Source organism: Pseudomonas sp. BNK-15 (genome assembly GCF_047456105.1).
Lineage (GTDB): Bacteria > Pseudomonadota > Gammaproteobacteria > Pseudomonadales > Pseudomonadaceae > Aquipseudomonas > Aquipseudomonas putida_E.
Window position 1 is genome coordinate 936,334 of sequence record NZ_CP179898.1, and the last position, 14,189, is coordinate 950,522.

17 protein-coding genes are annotated in these 14,189 nt (G+C 62.0%); 1 reads left to right on the forward strand and 16 read right to left on the reverse strand.

What is annotated here, in order from left to right; all coding sequences use genetic code 11:
• Positions 1–5: 5 nt before the first annotated feature.
• From hisS to trmJ, 16 genes are all read right to left on the reverse strand, one after another.
• Positions 6–1,295 (reverse strand): histidine--tRNA ligase, encoded by a 1,290-nt coding sequence (gene hisS / locus ACMGF5_RS04230; protein ID WP_012316135.1) that lies wholly within the window; start codon positions 1,293–1,295, stop codon positions 6–8.
• A 24-nt stretch (positions 1,296–1,319) separates the two neighbouring features.
• The gene (ispG, locus tag ACMGF5_RS04235; protein WP_012316136.1) at positions 1,320–2,429 is read right to left on the reverse strand and encodes a flavodoxin-dependent (E)-4-hydroxy-3-methylbut-2-enyl-diphosphate synthase; all 1,110 of its coding nucleotides are present in this window, start codon (positions 2,427–2,429) and stop codon (positions 1,320–1,322) included.
• Positions 2,430–2,432: 3 nt separating this feature from the next.
• Positions 2,433–3,464 carry a RodZ domain-containing protein gene (locus tag ACMGF5_RS04240; protein WP_115273920.1) on the reverse strand — a complete coding sequence of 344 codons (1,032 nt, stop codon included), beginning with the start codon at positions 3,462–3,464 and terminating at the stop codon, positions 2,433–2,435.
• Positions 3,461–4,222 (reverse strand): type IV pilus biogenesis/stability protein PilW, encoded by a 762-nt coding sequence (pilW, locus tag ACMGF5_RS04245; protein ID WP_414157588.1) that lies wholly within the window; start codon positions 4,220–4,222, stop codon positions 3,461–3,463. Before pilW ends, ACMGF5_RS04240 begins: the two co-directional genes overlap by 4 nt.
• Before the next feature lie 13 nt (positions 4,223–4,235).
• Positions 4,236–5,381, reverse strand: a complete 1,146-nt coding sequence (gene rlmN, locus ACMGF5_RS04250) for a 23S rRNA (adenine(2503)-C(2))-methyltransferase RlmN (protein WP_012316139.1) — start codon at positions 5,379–5,381, stop codon at positions 4,236–4,238.
• A gap of 28 nt (positions 5,382–5,409) precedes the next feature.
• Positions 5,410–5,835 carry a nucleoside-diphosphate kinase gene (ndk, locus tag ACMGF5_RS04255; protein ID WP_033701183.1) on the reverse strand — a complete coding sequence of 142 codons (426 nt, stop codon included), beginning with the start codon at positions 5,833–5,835 and terminating at the stop codon, positions 5,410–5,412.
• Between the two features lie 89 nt (positions 5,836–5,924).
• Positions 5,925–6,125: a Fe-S cluster assembly protein IscX gene (gene iscX / locus ACMGF5_RS04260; protein WP_003248529.1), complete on the reverse strand. Its 201-nt coding sequence runs from the start codon at positions 6,123–6,125 to the stop codon at positions 5,925–5,927.
• Positions 6,126–6,135: 10 nt separating this feature from the next.
• Positions 6,136–6,477, reverse strand: a complete 342-nt coding sequence (gene fdx, locus ACMGF5_RS04265) for an ISC system 2Fe-2S type ferredoxin (protein WP_039604293.1) — start codon at positions 6,475–6,477, stop codon at positions 6,136–6,138.
• Positions 6,478–6,480: 3 nt separating this feature from the next.
• Entirely contained in the window at positions 6,481–8,343 is a 1,863-nt protein-coding gene (gene hscA, locus ACMGF5_RS04270; RefSeq protein WP_414157589.1) for a Fe-S protein assembly chaperone HscA, read from the reverse strand.
• A gap of 42 nt (positions 8,344–8,385) precedes the next feature.
• Positions 8,386–8,907, reverse strand: a complete 522-nt coding sequence (gene hscB / locus ACMGF5_RS04275) for a co-chaperone HscB (protein WP_046784483.1) — start codon at positions 8,905–8,907, stop codon at positions 8,386–8,388.
• A gap of 8 nt (positions 8,908–8,915) precedes the next feature.
• Positions 8,916–9,239, reverse strand: coding sequence for an iron-sulfur cluster assembly protein IscA (iscA, locus tag ACMGF5_RS04280; protein WP_008092567.1), 324 nt, complete (start codon positions 9,237–9,239; stop codon positions 8,916–8,918).
• A 42-nt stretch (positions 9,240–9,281) separates the two neighbouring features.
• Positions 9,282–9,668 (reverse strand): Fe-S cluster assembly scaffold IscU, encoded by a 387-nt coding sequence (gene iscU / locus ACMGF5_RS04285; RefSeq protein ID WP_007929523.1) that lies wholly within the window; start codon positions 9,666–9,668, stop codon positions 9,282–9,284.
• A 46-nt stretch (positions 9,669–9,714) separates the two neighbouring features.
• Positions 9,715–10,929 carry an IscS subfamily cysteine desulfurase gene (locus ACMGF5_RS04290; protein WP_012316144.1) on the reverse strand — a complete coding sequence of 405 codons (1,215 nt, stop codon included), beginning with the start codon at positions 10,927–10,929 and terminating at the stop codon, positions 9,715–9,717.
• Positions 10,930–10,980: 51 nt separating this feature from the next.
• Positions 10,981–11,472: a Fe-S cluster assembly transcriptional regulator IscR gene (gene iscR / locus ACMGF5_RS04295; protein WP_046784484.1), complete on the reverse strand. Its 492-nt coding sequence runs from the start codon at positions 11,470–11,472 to the stop codon at positions 10,981–10,983.
• Between the two features lie 179 nt (positions 11,473–11,651).
• On the reverse strand, positions 11,652–12,437 hold the full coding sequence (cysE, locus tag ACMGF5_RS04300) for a serine O-acetyltransferase (protein WP_046784485.1): 786 nt from the start codon (positions 12,435–12,437) through the stop codon (positions 11,652–11,654).
• Positions 12,438–12,440: 3 nt separating this feature from the next.
• A complete protein-coding gene (gene trmJ, locus ACMGF5_RS04305) occupies positions 12,441–13,196 on the reverse strand; it encodes a tRNA (cytosine(32)/uridine(32)-2'-O)-methyltransferase TrmJ (RefSeq protein WP_115273918.1) in 756 nt (251 codons plus the stop codon).
• 150 nt (positions 13,197–13,346) lie between these two features.
• Here trmJ and suhB point away from each other — a divergent pair, with 150 nt between their 5' ends.
• Positions 13,347–14,165 (forward strand): inositol-phosphate phosphatase, encoded by an 819-nt coding sequence (gene suhB / locus ACMGF5_RS04310; protein WP_012316148.1) that lies wholly within the window; start codon positions 13,347–13,349, stop codon positions 14,163–14,165.
• Positions 14,166–14,189: the final 24 nt, after the last annotated feature.

Consider the following 14,189-nt stretch of genomic DNA (forward strand, 5'->3'; position numbering starts at 1 on the left):
CCGCGTTACGCCTGAGCGATCGCGGTTTCCAGGTGCTCAGCCAGAGCATCCCAGGCAATGTTCTGTTGTTCGCCCTGACCACGCAGGGGCTTGAGGCCAATCTCTTGCTTGGCCAGCTCATCGTCACCCAGGATCAGGGCGAACAACGCGCCGCTCTTGTCGGCTTTCTTGAACTGGCTCTTGAAGCTGCCGCCACCGGCGTTGACCGCCAGGCGCAGGCCCGGCAGCCGGTCGCGCAGGCTCTCGGACAAGCGCAGGCCAGCCAGCTCCGCCTGCTCGCCGAAGGCGCACAGGTAGACATCGATCTGACGGTTGATGGACGCCGGTACCTTGCCCAGGGTCTCCAGCAGCAGGATCAGGCGCTCGATACCCATGGCGAAACCAACGCCGGTGGTCGGTTTGCCACCCATCTGCTCGACCAGGCCATCGTAGCGGCCGCCTGCACAGACGGTGCCCTGGGCGCCGAGCTTGTCGGTGACCCACTCGAACACGGTCTTGCTGTAGTAGTCCAGGCCACGCACCAGCTTGGTGTTGATCACGAACGGAATGCCGGCGGCATCCAGACGGGCCTTGAGGCCCTCGAAGTGCACGCGGGAGTCTTCGTCGAGGTAGTCTTCCAGCTTCGGCGCGCCGACCAGCACCGCCTGGGTGTTCGGGTCCTTGCTGTCGAGGATGCGCAGCGGATTGCTCTTGAGGCGGCGCTGGCTGTCTTCGTCGAGTTGTTCCAGGCGCGCCGAGAGGAACTCGACCAGCGCGTCGCGGTAGCGGGCGCGGGCCTCGCTGGTGCCCAGGCTGTTCAGCTCGAGCTTGACCGCATCCTGGATGCCCAGCAGGCCCCACAGACGCCAGGTCAACATGATCAGCTCGGCATCGATGTCCGGGCCGTCCAGGTTGAACACCTCGACGCCAATCTGGTGGAACTGACGGTAGCGGCCCTTCTGCGGGCGCTCGTGGCGGAACATCTGGCCGATGTACCACAGCTTCTGCACCTGGCCGTTGCCAGTGATGCCGTGCTCGAGCACTGCACGTACGCAGGCAGCGGTGCCTTCAGGGCGCAGGGTCAGCGAATCGCCGTTGCGGTCCTCGAAGGTGTACATCTCTTTTTCGACGATGTCGGTGACTTCACCGATGGAGCGCTTGAACAGCTCGGTGAACTCGACGATCGGCGTGCGGATCTGGCTGTACCCATAGGTGTCCAGCAGCCCAGCGACGGTGCCTTCGAAGTAGCGCCACAGCGGCGACTGCTCTGGCAGGATGTCGTTCATGCCACGGATGGCTTGCAGCGATTTGCTCACGAAAAGTCCTTACGAATCTGTGTGTCAGCCGCGGGCGATCAGCGCCGCGTCGGCCTCGACCTTTTCGGCCGCTTTCTGGCGGATGAGCTTTTCCAGCTCATCGACCAGGTTGTCATTGGTCAGTTTCTGCGCCGGCTTGCCGTCGATGTAGATCAGGTTCGGCGTGCCGCCGGTCAGGCCAACGTGGGCTTCCTTCGCTTCGCCAGGGCCGTTGACCACACAACCGATCACCGCCACGTCCAGCGGTACCAGCAGGTCTTCCAGGCGCCCTTCCAGTTCGTTCATGGTCTTGACCACATCGAAGTTCTGCCGCGAGCAGCTCGGGCAGGCGATGAAGTTGATGCCACGCGAACGCAGGTGCAGCGACTTGAGGATGTCGTAGCCGACCTTCACTTCCTCGACCGGGTCGGCCGCCAGCGAAATGCGGATGGTATCGCCGATGCCTTCGGCCAGCAGCATACCGAGGCCGACGGCGGATTTCACCGTGCCGGAGCGCAGCCCACCGGCCTCGGTGATGCCCAGGTGCAGCGGCTGGATGATCTGCTTGGCCAGCAAGCGATAGGCTTCGACGGCCATGAACACGTCGGAGGCCTTGACGCTGACCTTGAAGTCCTGGAAATCCAGGCGGTCCAGGTGCTCGACATGGCGCAGTGCAGATTCGACCAGCGCCGCCGGGGTCGGCTCGCCATATTTCTTCTGCAGGTCCTTTTCCAGGGAGCCTGCGTTGACACCGATACGGATCGGGATGCCACGGTCACGAGCGGCATCGACCACAGCACGAACACGGTCCTCACGGCCGATGTTGCCCGGGTTGATACGCAGGCAGTCGACACCCAGTTCGGCCACGCGCAGTGCGATCTTGTAGTCGAAGTGGATATCGGCGACCAGCGGTACGCTGACCAGTTGCTTGATTTTGCCGAACGCCTCGGCGGCGTCCATGTCCGGCACCGATACACGGACGATGTCGACACCGGCATCGACCAGACGCTGGATCTGGCCCACGGTGGCGGCGACATCATTGGTATCGGTGTTGGTCATGCTCTGCACCGCAATGGGGGCATCACCACCCACCGGCACATTGCCGACCCAGATTTTGCGGGATTCGCGACGTTTGATCGGAGATTCGCCGTGCATGACTTACTGTCCCAACTTCAGGCGAGCGGTTTCGCCACTGGTGAACGGGGCAACATCGACGGCCTGGCCGTTGTAGCTGACCTGGGCGCCGCGGGCAAAGCCCAGGCGCACCGCGAACGGCGGCTTGCCGGTCAGCTCGAGGTTGTCGCCCTTGCGCTTGATGGCGCTGAACAGCACCTTGCCGTTGCCATCGGACACCTGGGTCCAGCAATCGGCGGTGAACTGGATTGCAACCTTGGCGCTGCCGGCCGGCACGGCGGCAGGCTCGGTGGCAATGGCCGGCACGCTGGCGGCAGGCGCCACAGGGGCGGCCTGGGCTACGGTGGCGGCTGGCGTGGCTGGTGCAGCAGGTGCTGCCGTTGTCGGCGCAGGCGCTTCAGCCTGTGCAGGCGCCTGCTGGACCGGCGCGGCTGCTGCGGCAGCCGGGGCGGCCTCGCTGCTGGCCTCGGCAACCGGCTCGGCAGGTGCCTGCTCCAGCGGCAGCGGCGCGCTTTCGCCCTGCTGGCCTAAGGTAACAGCCTGGTCTTCAGGCTCATCCAGCGGGTGGATCTGGGTGGTACCGTCGGCGCTTTCGACCTCGACATGCTCCAGGGCGATATTGGCCAGGTCCTTGCCGCGCAGGCTGCCCTGGTCCTGCCACCACAGGAAGCTGCCACCGACCACCGCAACCAGCAGCAACAGGCTGACACCGCGCAGGATGTTGTGCGAAAGGCGCACCGGCTCTTCGATGCGGCCCAGTGAATGTACGTCGCTGCCCTTGGCATGGGTGCCGGTGTACTGGTCGAAGGCCTCGACCAGCGGCGCCTGGTCCATGTCCATCAGCTTGGCATAGGCACGGATGTAGCCACGGGCGAAGGTATGCCCTGGCAGCTTGTCGAAGGCACCGGTTTCCACGTGGTTCAGCGAACTTACAGTGAGGTTGAGCTTGCGGGCCACCTCGGCTTGCGACCACTCCCGTCTTTCGCGGGCCTGGCGCAACAATTCACCGGGGTTCTGGCCAGTCGCTGCTGCTACTTCGGGATGCGCGGCTTTCATCGTTGCTCCGACAGGTATTGCTGATATTCCGGCGTACCGGGATAAAGTCGTTGTAATTGCTGGCCCAGTTCGGCCTGTGTGCCTTGCTCGTCGAACACCCGGGCAAGACGGCTACCCAGCAGGAGGCTACGGGCATTGTGATCGCTCAACTGGCTGAAACGATCGTAGAAACCCCGTGCCGGCACATAATGCCTGTTTTCGTAGGACAACTCAGCCATTTCCAGCAACGCCCTGGGTTGCCGCTGGTTGAGTTGCAGGGCCTTGCTCAGATACGCCTGCGCCTGGTCACGGTTGCCGAGTTTCAGGGCTGTCAGGCCAAGGTTCTCGTAGACGCGCGAACGTTCAGGATACAGGGTATCGGCGCTGGCCAGGCGAAACATCTGCTCGGCTTCGGCAAAACGCTGCTGAGCATATAGGAAACTGCCGTAATTGTTGCGAATTCGCGTGTCGCCGGGGCTTGCCGACAACGCTTTCTTGAAGTGTTCCTCAGCCAGCGCAGCTTCACCTTCGGCCTGAAACACCAGGGCCAAGGCTGCGTGAGCATCGCCATCCTTGGCATCGAGCACCAGTGCCTTGCCCAACGGAGCCTTGGCCTGCTCGGTCAAACCTTGTTGCAAATAGCCAAGCCCAAGCTGCACATAGGCACGCCCCGCCTCCACTCGCCCCTGTCGAGTTGCCAGTGGGTCATTCGCACCACCCGACACGCAGCCGGCCACCAGCGAAAGCGCAAGGATCGACAGCGCGGCGCGCAGGCTCATGGCGGGCCCGGACTCAGTGGCGCACGGCGCTGTCTTGCAGCTCGGCGTCGGCAGACAGCTGACGTACGGCGATGTAGCGCTCGCTGCGGCGGGTACGGTCATTGACCTGGCCGACCAGCTGGCCACAGGCGGCATCGATGTCATCGCCACGGGTGGTACGGGTGGTGACGTTGAAGCCACCGTGGTGCAGCAAGTCCTGGAAGCGGCGAATAGCGTTGTTGCTAGGGCGCTCGTAACCGGAATGCGGGAACGGGTTGAACGGGATCAGGTTGATCTTGCACGGTACATCGCGCAGCAGTTCGATCATCTGCGCGGCATGCTCGGGCTGGTCGTTGACGTCCTTGAGCAAGGTGTACTCGACCGTCAGCACGCGCTTGCCACCCAAGGTGGCCATGTAGCCCATGCACGACTCCAGCAACATCTTCAGCGGGTACTTCTTGTTGATCGGCACCAGCTGATTGCGCAGCTCGTCGTTCGGCGCATGCAGCGAAAGAGCGAGGGACACATCGATGTGCTTGGCCAGTTCGTCGATCATCGGTACCACGCCGGAGGTGGACAAGGTGACGCGACGCTTGGAAATGCCATAGCCCAGATCATCCATCATGATCTTCATGGCTGCGATGACATTGTCGAAATTCAGCAGAGGCTCGCCCATGCCCATCATGACCACGTTGGTAATCGCGCGGTCGATCTTGGCCGGGACGGTCCCGAAGGATTTGTTGGCAAGCCACACCTGGCCGATCACTTCGGCGGCGGTGAGGTTGCTGTTGAAGCCTTGCTTGCCGGTGGAGCAGAAACTGCAGTCCAGGGCGCAGCCGGCTTGCGACGAAACGCACAGAGTACCGCGATCGTCGGTTGGGATGTAGACGGTCTCGACGCAGCTGCCGGAGGCAACGCGGATCACCCATTTGCGGGTGCCGTCTGCGGAAATGTCTTCACTGACCACTTCCGGAGGACGAATTTCGGCAACAGCCTCGAGCTTTTCGCGCAAGGCCTTGCCGACGTTCGTCATGGCGGCGAAATCATCGACGCCAAAATGGTGAATCCATTTCATCACCTGGCCGGCACGGAAGCGCTTCTCCCCAATAGAGTCGAAGAATTGTTCCATTTCCGGCTGGGTCAGGCCCAACAGGTTGATTTTGCCAGTAGATGTCGTCATGGATTCACCCTCACCCGTAAGCTTTCGCTTAGCGAGTGGTTACCTCGGTAGCAGCGAAGAAGTAAGCGATTTCGCGAGCAGCAGCAGCTTCGGAGTCCGAACCGTGAACGGCGTTGGCGTCGATCGACTCGGCGAAGTCAGCACGGATGGTGCCGGCAGCAGCTTCTTTAGGGTTGGTGGCGCCCATCAGCTCACGGTTCAGAGCGATGGCGTTTTCGCCTTCCAGAACCTGAACGACAACCGGACCGGAAGTCATGAAGGCAACCAGGTCACCGAAGAAGCCGCGCTCGCTGTGCTCAGCGTAGAAACCTTCGGCTTCGGCTTTGGACAGTTGCTTGATTTTCGAAGCAACGATTTTCAGGCCGGCGTCTTCGAAGCGAGTGGTGATCTTGCCGATGACGTTTTTGGCAACTGCGTCAGGCTTGATGATCGAGAAAGTACGTTGAACAGCCATGGAAAACTCCAGAATATGAGTGTTGCGAAAAATTAAACCCGCGAATTATACGCGGGTTCCAGGGGATTGCCTAACCTGCAGCGCCACGCTTAGTCGGCTTCGTCTATCCAGGCCGCCTGGATGGCCTCGAGCACTTTCTCACCGCCGCGTGACGGATCGTCGCTGAATTCCGGCAAGGCCAGCACCCAGCGATGCAGATCGACGAAATTCACATAACGAGGATCGACTTCCGGCTTGCTTTCTGCAAGCTGGATAGCGATCTCAAGTACATCAACCCATTTCAGACTCATTGAAAAATCCTCAGTGGGGCGCTTCGGCAGCGTGGTTGAGCGAGTATTTGGGGATCTCGATGGTCAGGTCCTGATCACCGACGACCACCTGGCAGCCGAGACGCGATTGCGCCTCCAGGCCCCAGGCCTTGTCCAGCATGTCCTCTTCGAGTTCGTCCGCTTCTTCAAGCGAGTCGAAACCCTTGCGCACGATGCAGTGGCAGGTGGTGCAGGCCTTTACGCCACCGCAGGCGCTTTCCATCTCGATGTGATGGTCGTGGGCCAGCTCCAGGATATTGGTCCCGGGCTCGACCTCCACGCTCAGCCCCTCTGGGCAGAACTTCTCATGCGGCAGGAATGTCACCAGCGGCATCGGTTACTCCTCGATCTCATTCAGGTTGCGCCCGGCCAGTGCGGCTTTGACCGTCGAATCAAGGCGACGGGCGGCAAATGCATCGGTCACCTGCGACAGACGCTTGGTCTGTTGCTCGATGGCAGGGCCATCGGTGCCGGTCAGCAAATCACGTAGTTCTTGCATCTGGAACTCGATGGCTTCGCGCTCTTCACTGCTGAGCAGTCGCTCGCCATCAGCACCCAGGGCTCCCTGGACAGCTTCAAGCAGGCGCTCGCCGTCGACCTGGTGTTCACGAAGCTGACGCGCCTGCTTGTCGGAGCCTGCGTGCTCGAAGGAGTCCTTGAGCATGCGTGCGATCTCACCGTCGGTCAGGCCGTAGGACGGCTTGACCTGGATACTGGCTTCTACGCCGGAACCCAGCTCACGGGCCGCGACGCTGAGCAAACCGTCGGCATCGACCTGGAAGGTCACGCGGATTTTCGCGGCGCCGGCAACCATGGCCGGAATGCCACGCAGCTCGAAACGCGCCAGCGAACGGCAGTCGCTGATCAGCTCGCGCTCACCCTGCAGAACGTGAATCATCATGGCCGACTGGCCATCTTTATATGTGGTGAATTCCTGCGCGCGGGCCACCGGAATGGTGGTGTTGCGCGGGATCACCTTTTCCATCAACCCCCCCATGGTCTCAAGACCAAGGGACAGCGGAATGACGTCGAGCAGCAGCAGTTCACCGCCTTCGCGGCGGTTGCCGGCCAGGGTGTCAGCCTGGATGGCGGCGCCGATGGCCACTACTTGGTCGGGGTCGATCGAGGTCAGCGGGGTACGACCGAACAAAGTGCCTACTGCTTCACGCACACGCGGGACGCGGGTCGACCCCCCCACCATGACCACCGCACCCACTTCATCCAGCTCGACGCCGCTGTCGCGCACGGCACGGCGGCAGGCCTTGAGGCTGCGGGCAACGAGCGGCTCGATCATGGCTTCGAAAGCGGCGCGGCTGAGCTCGCCCTGCCAGGCGCCATGGCTGACACTGACCACGTCGTTGTCGGTCAGAGCTTCTTTGGCGGCGCAGGCGGCCTGGAGCAGCTGGCGCTGGGTAGCAGGATCGAGGTCGGCGGACAGGCCGGCTTGCTCGATGATCCAGCTAGCAATGGCGTGATCGAAGTCATCGCCCCCCAGGGCGGTGTCACCACCGGTGGCGAGTACCTCGAACACACCTGCAGTCAGGCGCAGGATGGAAATATCGAACGTACCGCCGCCCAGGTCATAGATGGCCACCAGGCCTTCGGCATTCTGGTCCAGGCCATAGGCCACGGCAGCAGCGGTCGGCTCATTGAGCAGGCGCAGCACGTTCAGGCCAGCCAGTTTGGCTGCGTCCTTGGTCGCCTGACGCTGGGCATCGTCGAAATAGGCCGGCACGGTGATCACCGCGCCCACCAGCTCGCCGCCCAAGGTCGCCTCGGCGCGCTCGCGCAGCACCTTGAGGATATCGGCGGACACTTCCACCGGGCTCTTCGGCCCCTGGACAGTATCGATGAACGGCATGTGCGACTCGCCGCCAATGAAGCGATACGGCAGCTGTTCACCCAATTGCTTGACGTCGGCCAGGCCACGCCCCATCAGGCGCTTGACCGACAGCACGGTGTTCAGCGGGTCGCTGGCGGCAGCTTCACGCGCTGCCAGGCCGACCTCATTGTGGCCCGCCAGATAGCGCACTGCGGAGGGCAGAATGACGTTGCCCTGCGCATCGGGCAGGGGTTCACTGCGACCGCTGCGCAGGGCAGCGACCAGAGAATTGGTAGTACCCAAGTCAATGCCCACCGCCAGGCGACGCTGGTGCGGCTGGGGGGTTTGACCGGGTTCGGCGATCTGCAGTAGGGCCATGCTTATCTGAATACCTTAGGCGTCATCACGGGCAACGCCGGGTTAATCGTCGAGGCGCTCTTCTAGTTGGCGCACTTCCTGGGCGAGCTTGTCGAGGAACTGCATGCGGCGCATCAGGCGCTCGGCCTTGTCGCGCTCGGCAGGCACATCCCAGCAGGCGGCAAAATCCTCGTTGAGCTGTTCCTGAGCAGCCCTCAGGCGCTTCTTGAACACGGCGACACCGTCGAGGTCGGCTTCGTCCTGCAGCTCTTCGAGTTCCTCGCGCCACTGCATTTGCTGCAGCAGGAAGTCAGGGTCGTGGACCGTGACTTCCTGAGGCACCTCGTGGCCACCGATGGCCAGCAAATAGCGGGCACGGCGCGGGGCACTGCGCAGGGTCTGGTAGGCGTCGTTGAGGGCGGCGGATTTTTCCAGCGCTACCCGCTGCTCACGCTCGGAAGCGTCAGCGAATCGGTCAGGATGAACCTCGCGGGCCAGCTCGCGATAGCGAGTGGCCAGCTTGTCGAGGTCCAACCGGAAGCACGGCTGGAGGTCGAACAGAGCGAAATGACAAGGAGTACCCACAGCCAGCCTCAGACGTTGAAGCTTTCGCCGCAGCCACACTCACCGCGTACGTTGGGGTTGTTGAACTTGAAGCCTTCGTTCAACCCTTCCTTGACGAAATCCAGCTCAGTGCCGTCAAGGTAAACCAGGCTCTTGGGATCGATGATCACCTTGACGCCATGGTTCTCGAACACGGTGTCCTCGTCCGCCAGTTCATCGACGAACTCCAGCACGTAGGCCAGGCCCGAGCAACCGGTGGTGCGCACGCCCAGGCGGATGCCCTCGCCCTTGCCGCGCCCTTCGAGGGAACGCCGCACGTGGTTGGCGGCGGCTTCTGTCATGCTGATAGCCATCGGTACTTTTTCCTCAACGTCGGTTACTTCGCAACAGGCGACTTAGATCAAGCCTTTCTTCTGCTTGTAATCGCGAACGGCTGCCTTGATGGCATCCTCGGCGAGTACCGAGCAGTGGATCTTGACCGGCGGCAACGCCAGTTCTTCAGCCAGCTGAGTGTTCTTGATGGTTTCAGCTTCGTCCAGGGTCTTGCCCTTCATCCACTCGGTGGCGAGGGAGCTGGAAGCGATGGCCGAACCGCAGCCGTAAGTCTTGAACTTGGCATCTTCGATGATGCCTTGCTCGTTGACCTTGATCTGCAGACGCATCACGTCACCGCACGCTGGGGCGCCGACCATGCCGGTACCGACATCCGGGTCCTCGGCATTCATCTTGCCGACGTTACGTGGGTTTTCGTAGTGGTCGATGACCTTTTCACTGTATGCCATGGTGCAATTCCTTCCTCATCAGGGAGCCGCTCTTGCCGGCGACTGCTTAGTGGGCGGCCCACTCGATCTTGGAGATGTCAACGCCGTCTTTGTACATGTCCCACAGCGGCGACAGCTCACGCAGTTTGTTTACAGCCTCGCAGACTTTCTGCGCGGCGTAGTCGACTTCTTCTTCGGTGGTGAAGCGGCCGAAGGAGAAGCGGATCGAGCTGTGCGCCAGCTCGTCGTTACGGCCCAGAGCGCGCAGTACATACGACGGCTCGAGCGAAGCGGAGGTGCAGGCCGAACCGGACGATACCGCGATGTCCTTGAGCGACATCAGCAGCGACTCGCCTTCGACATAGTTGAAGCTCAGGTTCAGGTTGTGCGGTACGCGGGCAGTCTGGCTACCGTTGACATACAGCTCTTCGAGGTCCGAGACCTGCTTGAAGAAGCGGTCGCTCAGGGCCTTGATGCGCTGGTTTTCAGCGGCCATTTCCTGCTTGGCAATGGCGAATGCTTCGCCCATGCCGACGATCTGGTGGGTCGGCAGGGTGCCCGAACGCATGCCGCGCTCATGGCCACCGCCATGGATGATCGCTTCCAGACGCACGCGAGGCTTGCGGCTGACGTACAGCGCGCCAATGCCTTTCGGGCCGTAGGCCTTGTGCGCGGAGAACGACATCAGGTCGACTTTCAGCTTTTGCAGGTCGATTTCCACCTTGCCGGCCGACTGGGCGGCGTCAACGTGGAACAACACGCCGCGCGAACGGGTCAGTTCACCGATGGCGGCGATGTCGTTGATCGAGCCGACTTCGTTGTTGACGTGCATCAGCGAGACCAGAATGGTGTCGTCACGCAGCACCGCCTCGACCTGGGCCGGGGTGACGATGCCGTCTTCGCCTGGCTCGAGGTAGGTGACTTCGAAACCTTCACGCTCGAGCTGGCGAGCGGTATCCAGGACCGCCTTGTGCTCGATCTTGGAGGTGATGATGTGCTTGCCTTTGGACTGATAGAAGTGCGCCACGCCTTTGATGGCGAGGTTGTCGGACTCGGTAGCACCGCTGGTCCAGACGATCTCGCGCGGGTCGGCGTTGATCAGCTCGGCAACCTGGCGACGGCCGTTTTCGACCGCTTCCTCGGCTTTCCAGCCAAACACGTGGGAGCGCGAAGCCGGGTTACCGAAGTTACCGTCGACCAGCAGGCAGTCGGCCATCTTCTGGGCGACACGGGGATCGACCGGCGTGGTCGCGGAGTAATCGAGGTAGATCGGCAACTTCATTGAGTATCTCCTATCAGGCGGTGGCGTCGCTCGTCGCACTGTTAATAAAGGTCAGTCGACGGCGGACGTCTCAATCTTGTCCAGCTGGGCAGAACGGCCTGCGACACGACGCAGGTCCTGGCGTTGGGCGACTTCCTGCACCTCACGGCGCATGACGAGGTCGGCCAGGCTGATGCCATTGAGGAATTCGTGGATCTGCTGGCTGAGGTCGCACCACAGGTGGTGGGTCAGGCAGGTGTCACCGGCATGGCAATCCCCAAGGCCCTGGCAACGGGTGGCATCGACCGACTCGTTGACCGCGTCGATGACTTGGGCCACCTGGATGGTTTCCATGCCACGGGACAGCTGGTAACCACCGCCTGGGCCGCGCACGCTGGATACCAGGCTGCTGCGGCGCAGCTTGGCGAACAGCTGCTCCAGATAAGAGAGGGAAATGCCCTGGCGCTCGGAAATGTCGGCCAAAGACACAGGCCCATGCTGCGCGTGCAAGGCCAGGTCAAGCATGGCTGTCACGGCGTATCGGCCTTTGGTAGTCAGTCGCATGGCTAATGGTTACCACGGGAGTTACAGGATGTGAGCGAGTATGCTATTCCCGAGCATTTAAGTCAACTATTAGACCTACTGCTTTAGTCGGGTTTGCATCTGGGAGGCGGGCGCGATTGTAGCAGCAAAGGGGCGTGAGCACACGCCCCACATGCCAGTATGACCTCCCTGCGGCGCGATCAATGCGACCGAGCGTCGCGCGGGGCAACTGCCGATATCTCGCTGAAGTCATCTTCGGGCAGGGCCGGCAGCTCTTTGGCGCAGTAGTCACTGCCCATTTTGGTCAATGCGCCACACATGCCTTCCAGCCGCTCGTCGACAGCCTGCAGGTGGTCGAGCATCTGGCCGATGGCACGCGCCACCGGGTCAGGCATGTCGCCACTGACGCCGTAGGCATCGAAGCCGATCTTTTCGGCCATGGCCTTGCGCCTGGCCTCGACTTCGCTGTCTTCGCTCTTGACGATGATCCGCCCCGGAATGCCGACCGCCGTGGCACCTGCCGGCACCGCCTTGGTCACCACTGCATTGGAACCGATCTTGGCCCCGGCACCGACGGTGAACGGGCCGAGCACTTTGGCCCCTGCCCCCACCACTACGCCGTTTTCCAGGGTCGGGTGACGCTTGCCCTTGTTCCAGCTGGTGCCACCCAGGGTCACGCCTTGGTAAAGAGTGACGTCGTCGCCGATCTCGGCGGTTTCGCCGATGACGATACCCATGCCGTGATCGATGAAGAAGCGCCTGCCGATGGTCGCACCGGGATGGATCTCGATACCGGTCATCCAGCGGCCAAAATTCGACACCAGGCGAGCCAGCCATTTGAAATCGCGCTTCCACAAGGCATTGCCCAGGCGATGCAGCCAGATGGCATGCATGCCCGGGTAGCAGGTCAGCACCTCGAAGGCATTGCGTGCCGCCGGGTCCCGATGGAAAACGCTCTGGATATCTTCACGCAGACGTTCGAACATCTGTCAGTCCTTCCTTTTATGCGGCTCGCCCCGTGCGACCTTCTGGGTCTCGGTGAGGATACCGCGCAAAATGCTCATTTCCGGACGTTCCACCGAGCTGCGCCCATACAGCCGGCGCAGGCGCGCCATCAGGTGCTTGGGCTTTTCGGGGTCAAGGAAGCCGATGTCCACCAGGGTTTTTTCCAGGTGTTCATAGAACAGCTCCATTTCGTCCATGGTCGCCAGCTCGCTGGCGTCGACCTTTTCGACTCTCTGCGCCGTGCCTTCAACCGCCAGCCAGGCCATGCGCACCTCATAGGCGAGCACCTGGACCGCAGCGGCCAGGTTCAACGAGCTGAAGTCGGGGTTCGAGGGAATGTGCACGTGAAAGTGACATCGCTGCAGTTCTTCGTTGGTCAGGCCGGCGTGCTCACGCCCGAACACCAAGGCGATCTCCTCACCGCCGACGGCATGCTCCACGGCCTTGGCCCCGCATTCACGGGGGTCGATCAACGGCCAGGGAATACTGCGCTCACGGGCACTGGTGCCCATGACCAGGCTGCAGCCGACCAACGCCTGCTCGAGGCTGTCGACCACCTGGGCACCGGCCAGCACATCGTCGGCACCGGAAGCACGCGCACTGGCGTCAGCGGCGGGGAACTCTTTTGGCTGCACCAGCACCAGACGCGACAAGCCCATGTTTTTCATGGCTCGCGCAGCGCCGCCGATGTTGCCGGGGTGGCTGGTATTGACCAGAACAACACGAATATTTTGCAGCAAGGTGTTGTGCTCACAGATGCGGGTTTTGGGGGTTCGATCTTACAGAACCGACCAGCGTAACGCCATGAAAGCAAATGTGACACTTCTGCCGCCAAACTTTTCTGCTAGAATGTTCGGCTTTCTTCTTTAACATCTCCAGGTGACCCGCCCATGCAGCCTATGCTGAATATCGCCCTGCGCGCCGCTCGCAGCGCCAGTGAACTGATTTTCCGCTCCATCGAACGCCTGGATAGCATCAAGGTGGACGAGAAAGAGGCTAAGGACTACGTTTCCGAGGTTGATCGCGCCGCCGAGCAGAAGATCGTCGACGCACTGCGCAAGGCCTACCCGAACCACTCCATTCAGGGTGAAGAGACGGGCATGCACGCGGGCACCGGCGAAGAAGGCAAGGACTACCTGTGGATCATCGACCCACTGGACGGTACCACCAACTTCCTGCGCGGCATCCCGCACTTCGCCGTCAGCATTGCCTGCAAATACCGTGGCCGCATTGAACACGCCGTCGTTCTCGACCCGGTACGCCAGGAAGAGTTCACCGCCAGCCGTGGCCGTGGCGCCCAGCTCAATGGCCGTCGCCTGCGCGTCAGCTCGCGCACCAGCCTGGACGGCGCCCTGCTGGGCACCGGCTTCCCGTTCCGTGACAGCCAGATGGCCGACCTGGACAACTACCTGGGCATGTTCCGCGCCCTGACTGGCCAGACTGCCGGCATCCGCCGCGCCGGCTCCGCCAGCCTGGACCTGGCCTACGTGGCCGCCGGCCGTTTCGACGCCTTCTGGGAGTCGGGCCTGTCCGAGTGGGACATGGCAGCCGGTGTGCTGCTGATCCAGGAAGCAGGCGGCCTGGTGAGCGACTTCAACGGTGGCCACGACTTCCTCGACAAGGGCCACATCGTTGCCGGCAACATCAAGTGCTTCAAGGCCGTGCTGACCGCTATCCAGCCGCACCTGCCAGAGCACATGAAGCGCTAAGCGCAGATTGCAGGCACAAAAAAA

What these genes read in the sequence shown, in the direction of transcription:
- ispG (WP_012316136.1), bottom strand. Translation starts at nt 2,429, where the DNA reads ATGCACGGCGAATCTCCGATCAAACGTCGCGAATCCCGCAAAATCTGG.
- ACMGF5_RS04240 (WP_115273920.1), bottom strand. Translation starts at nt 3,464, where the DNA reads ATGAAAGCCGCGCATCCCGAAGTAGCAGCAGCGACTGGCCAGAACCCC.
- pilW (WP_414157588.1), bottom strand. Translation starts at nt 4,222, where the DNA reads ATGAGCCTGCGCGCCGCGCTGTCGATCCTTGCGCTTTCGCTGGTGGCC.
- rlmN (WP_012316139.1), bottom strand. Translation starts at nt 5,381, where the DNA reads ATGACGACATCTACTGGCAAAATCAACCTGTTGGGCCTGACCCAGCCG.
- ndk (WP_033701183.1), bottom strand. Translation starts at nt 5,835, where the DNA reads ATGGCTGTTCAACGTACTTTCTCGATCATCAAGCCTGACGCAGTTGCC.
- iscX (WP_003248529.1), bottom strand. Translation starts at nt 6,125, where the DNA reads ATGAGTCTGAAATGGGTTGATGTACTTGAGATCGCTATCCAGCTTGCA.
- fdx (WP_039604293.1), bottom strand. Translation starts at nt 6,477, where the DNA reads ATGCCGCTGGTGACATTCCTGCCGCATGAGAAGTTCTGCCCAGAGGGG.
- hscA (WP_414157589.1), bottom strand. Translation starts at nt 8,343, where the DNA reads ATGGCCCTACTGCAGATCGCCGAACCCGGTCAAACCCCCCAGCCGCAC.
- iscA (WP_008092567.1), bottom strand. Translation starts at nt 9,239, where the DNA reads ATGGCTATCAGCATGACAGAAGCCGCCGCCAACCACGTGCGGCGTTCC.
- iscU (WP_007929523.1), bottom strand. Translation starts at nt 9,668, where the DNA reads ATGGCATACAGTGAAAAGGTCATCGACCACTACGAAAACCCACGTAAC.
- ACMGF5_RS04290 (WP_012316144.1), bottom strand. Translation starts at nt 10,929, where the DNA reads ATGAAGTTGCCGATCTACCTCGATTACTCCGCGACCACGCCGGTCGAT.
- iscR (WP_046784484.1), bottom strand. Translation starts at nt 11,472, where the DNA reads ATGCGACTGACTACCAAAGGCCGATACGCCGTGACAGCCATGCTTGAC.
- cysE (WP_046784485.1), bottom strand. Translation starts at nt 12,437, where the DNA reads ATGTTCGAACGTCTGCGTGAAGATATCCAGAGCGTTTTCCATCGGGAC.
- suhB (WP_012316148.1), top strand. Translation starts at nt 13,347, where the DNA reads ATGCAGCCTATGCTGAATATCGCCCTGCGCGCCGCTCGCAGCGCCAGT.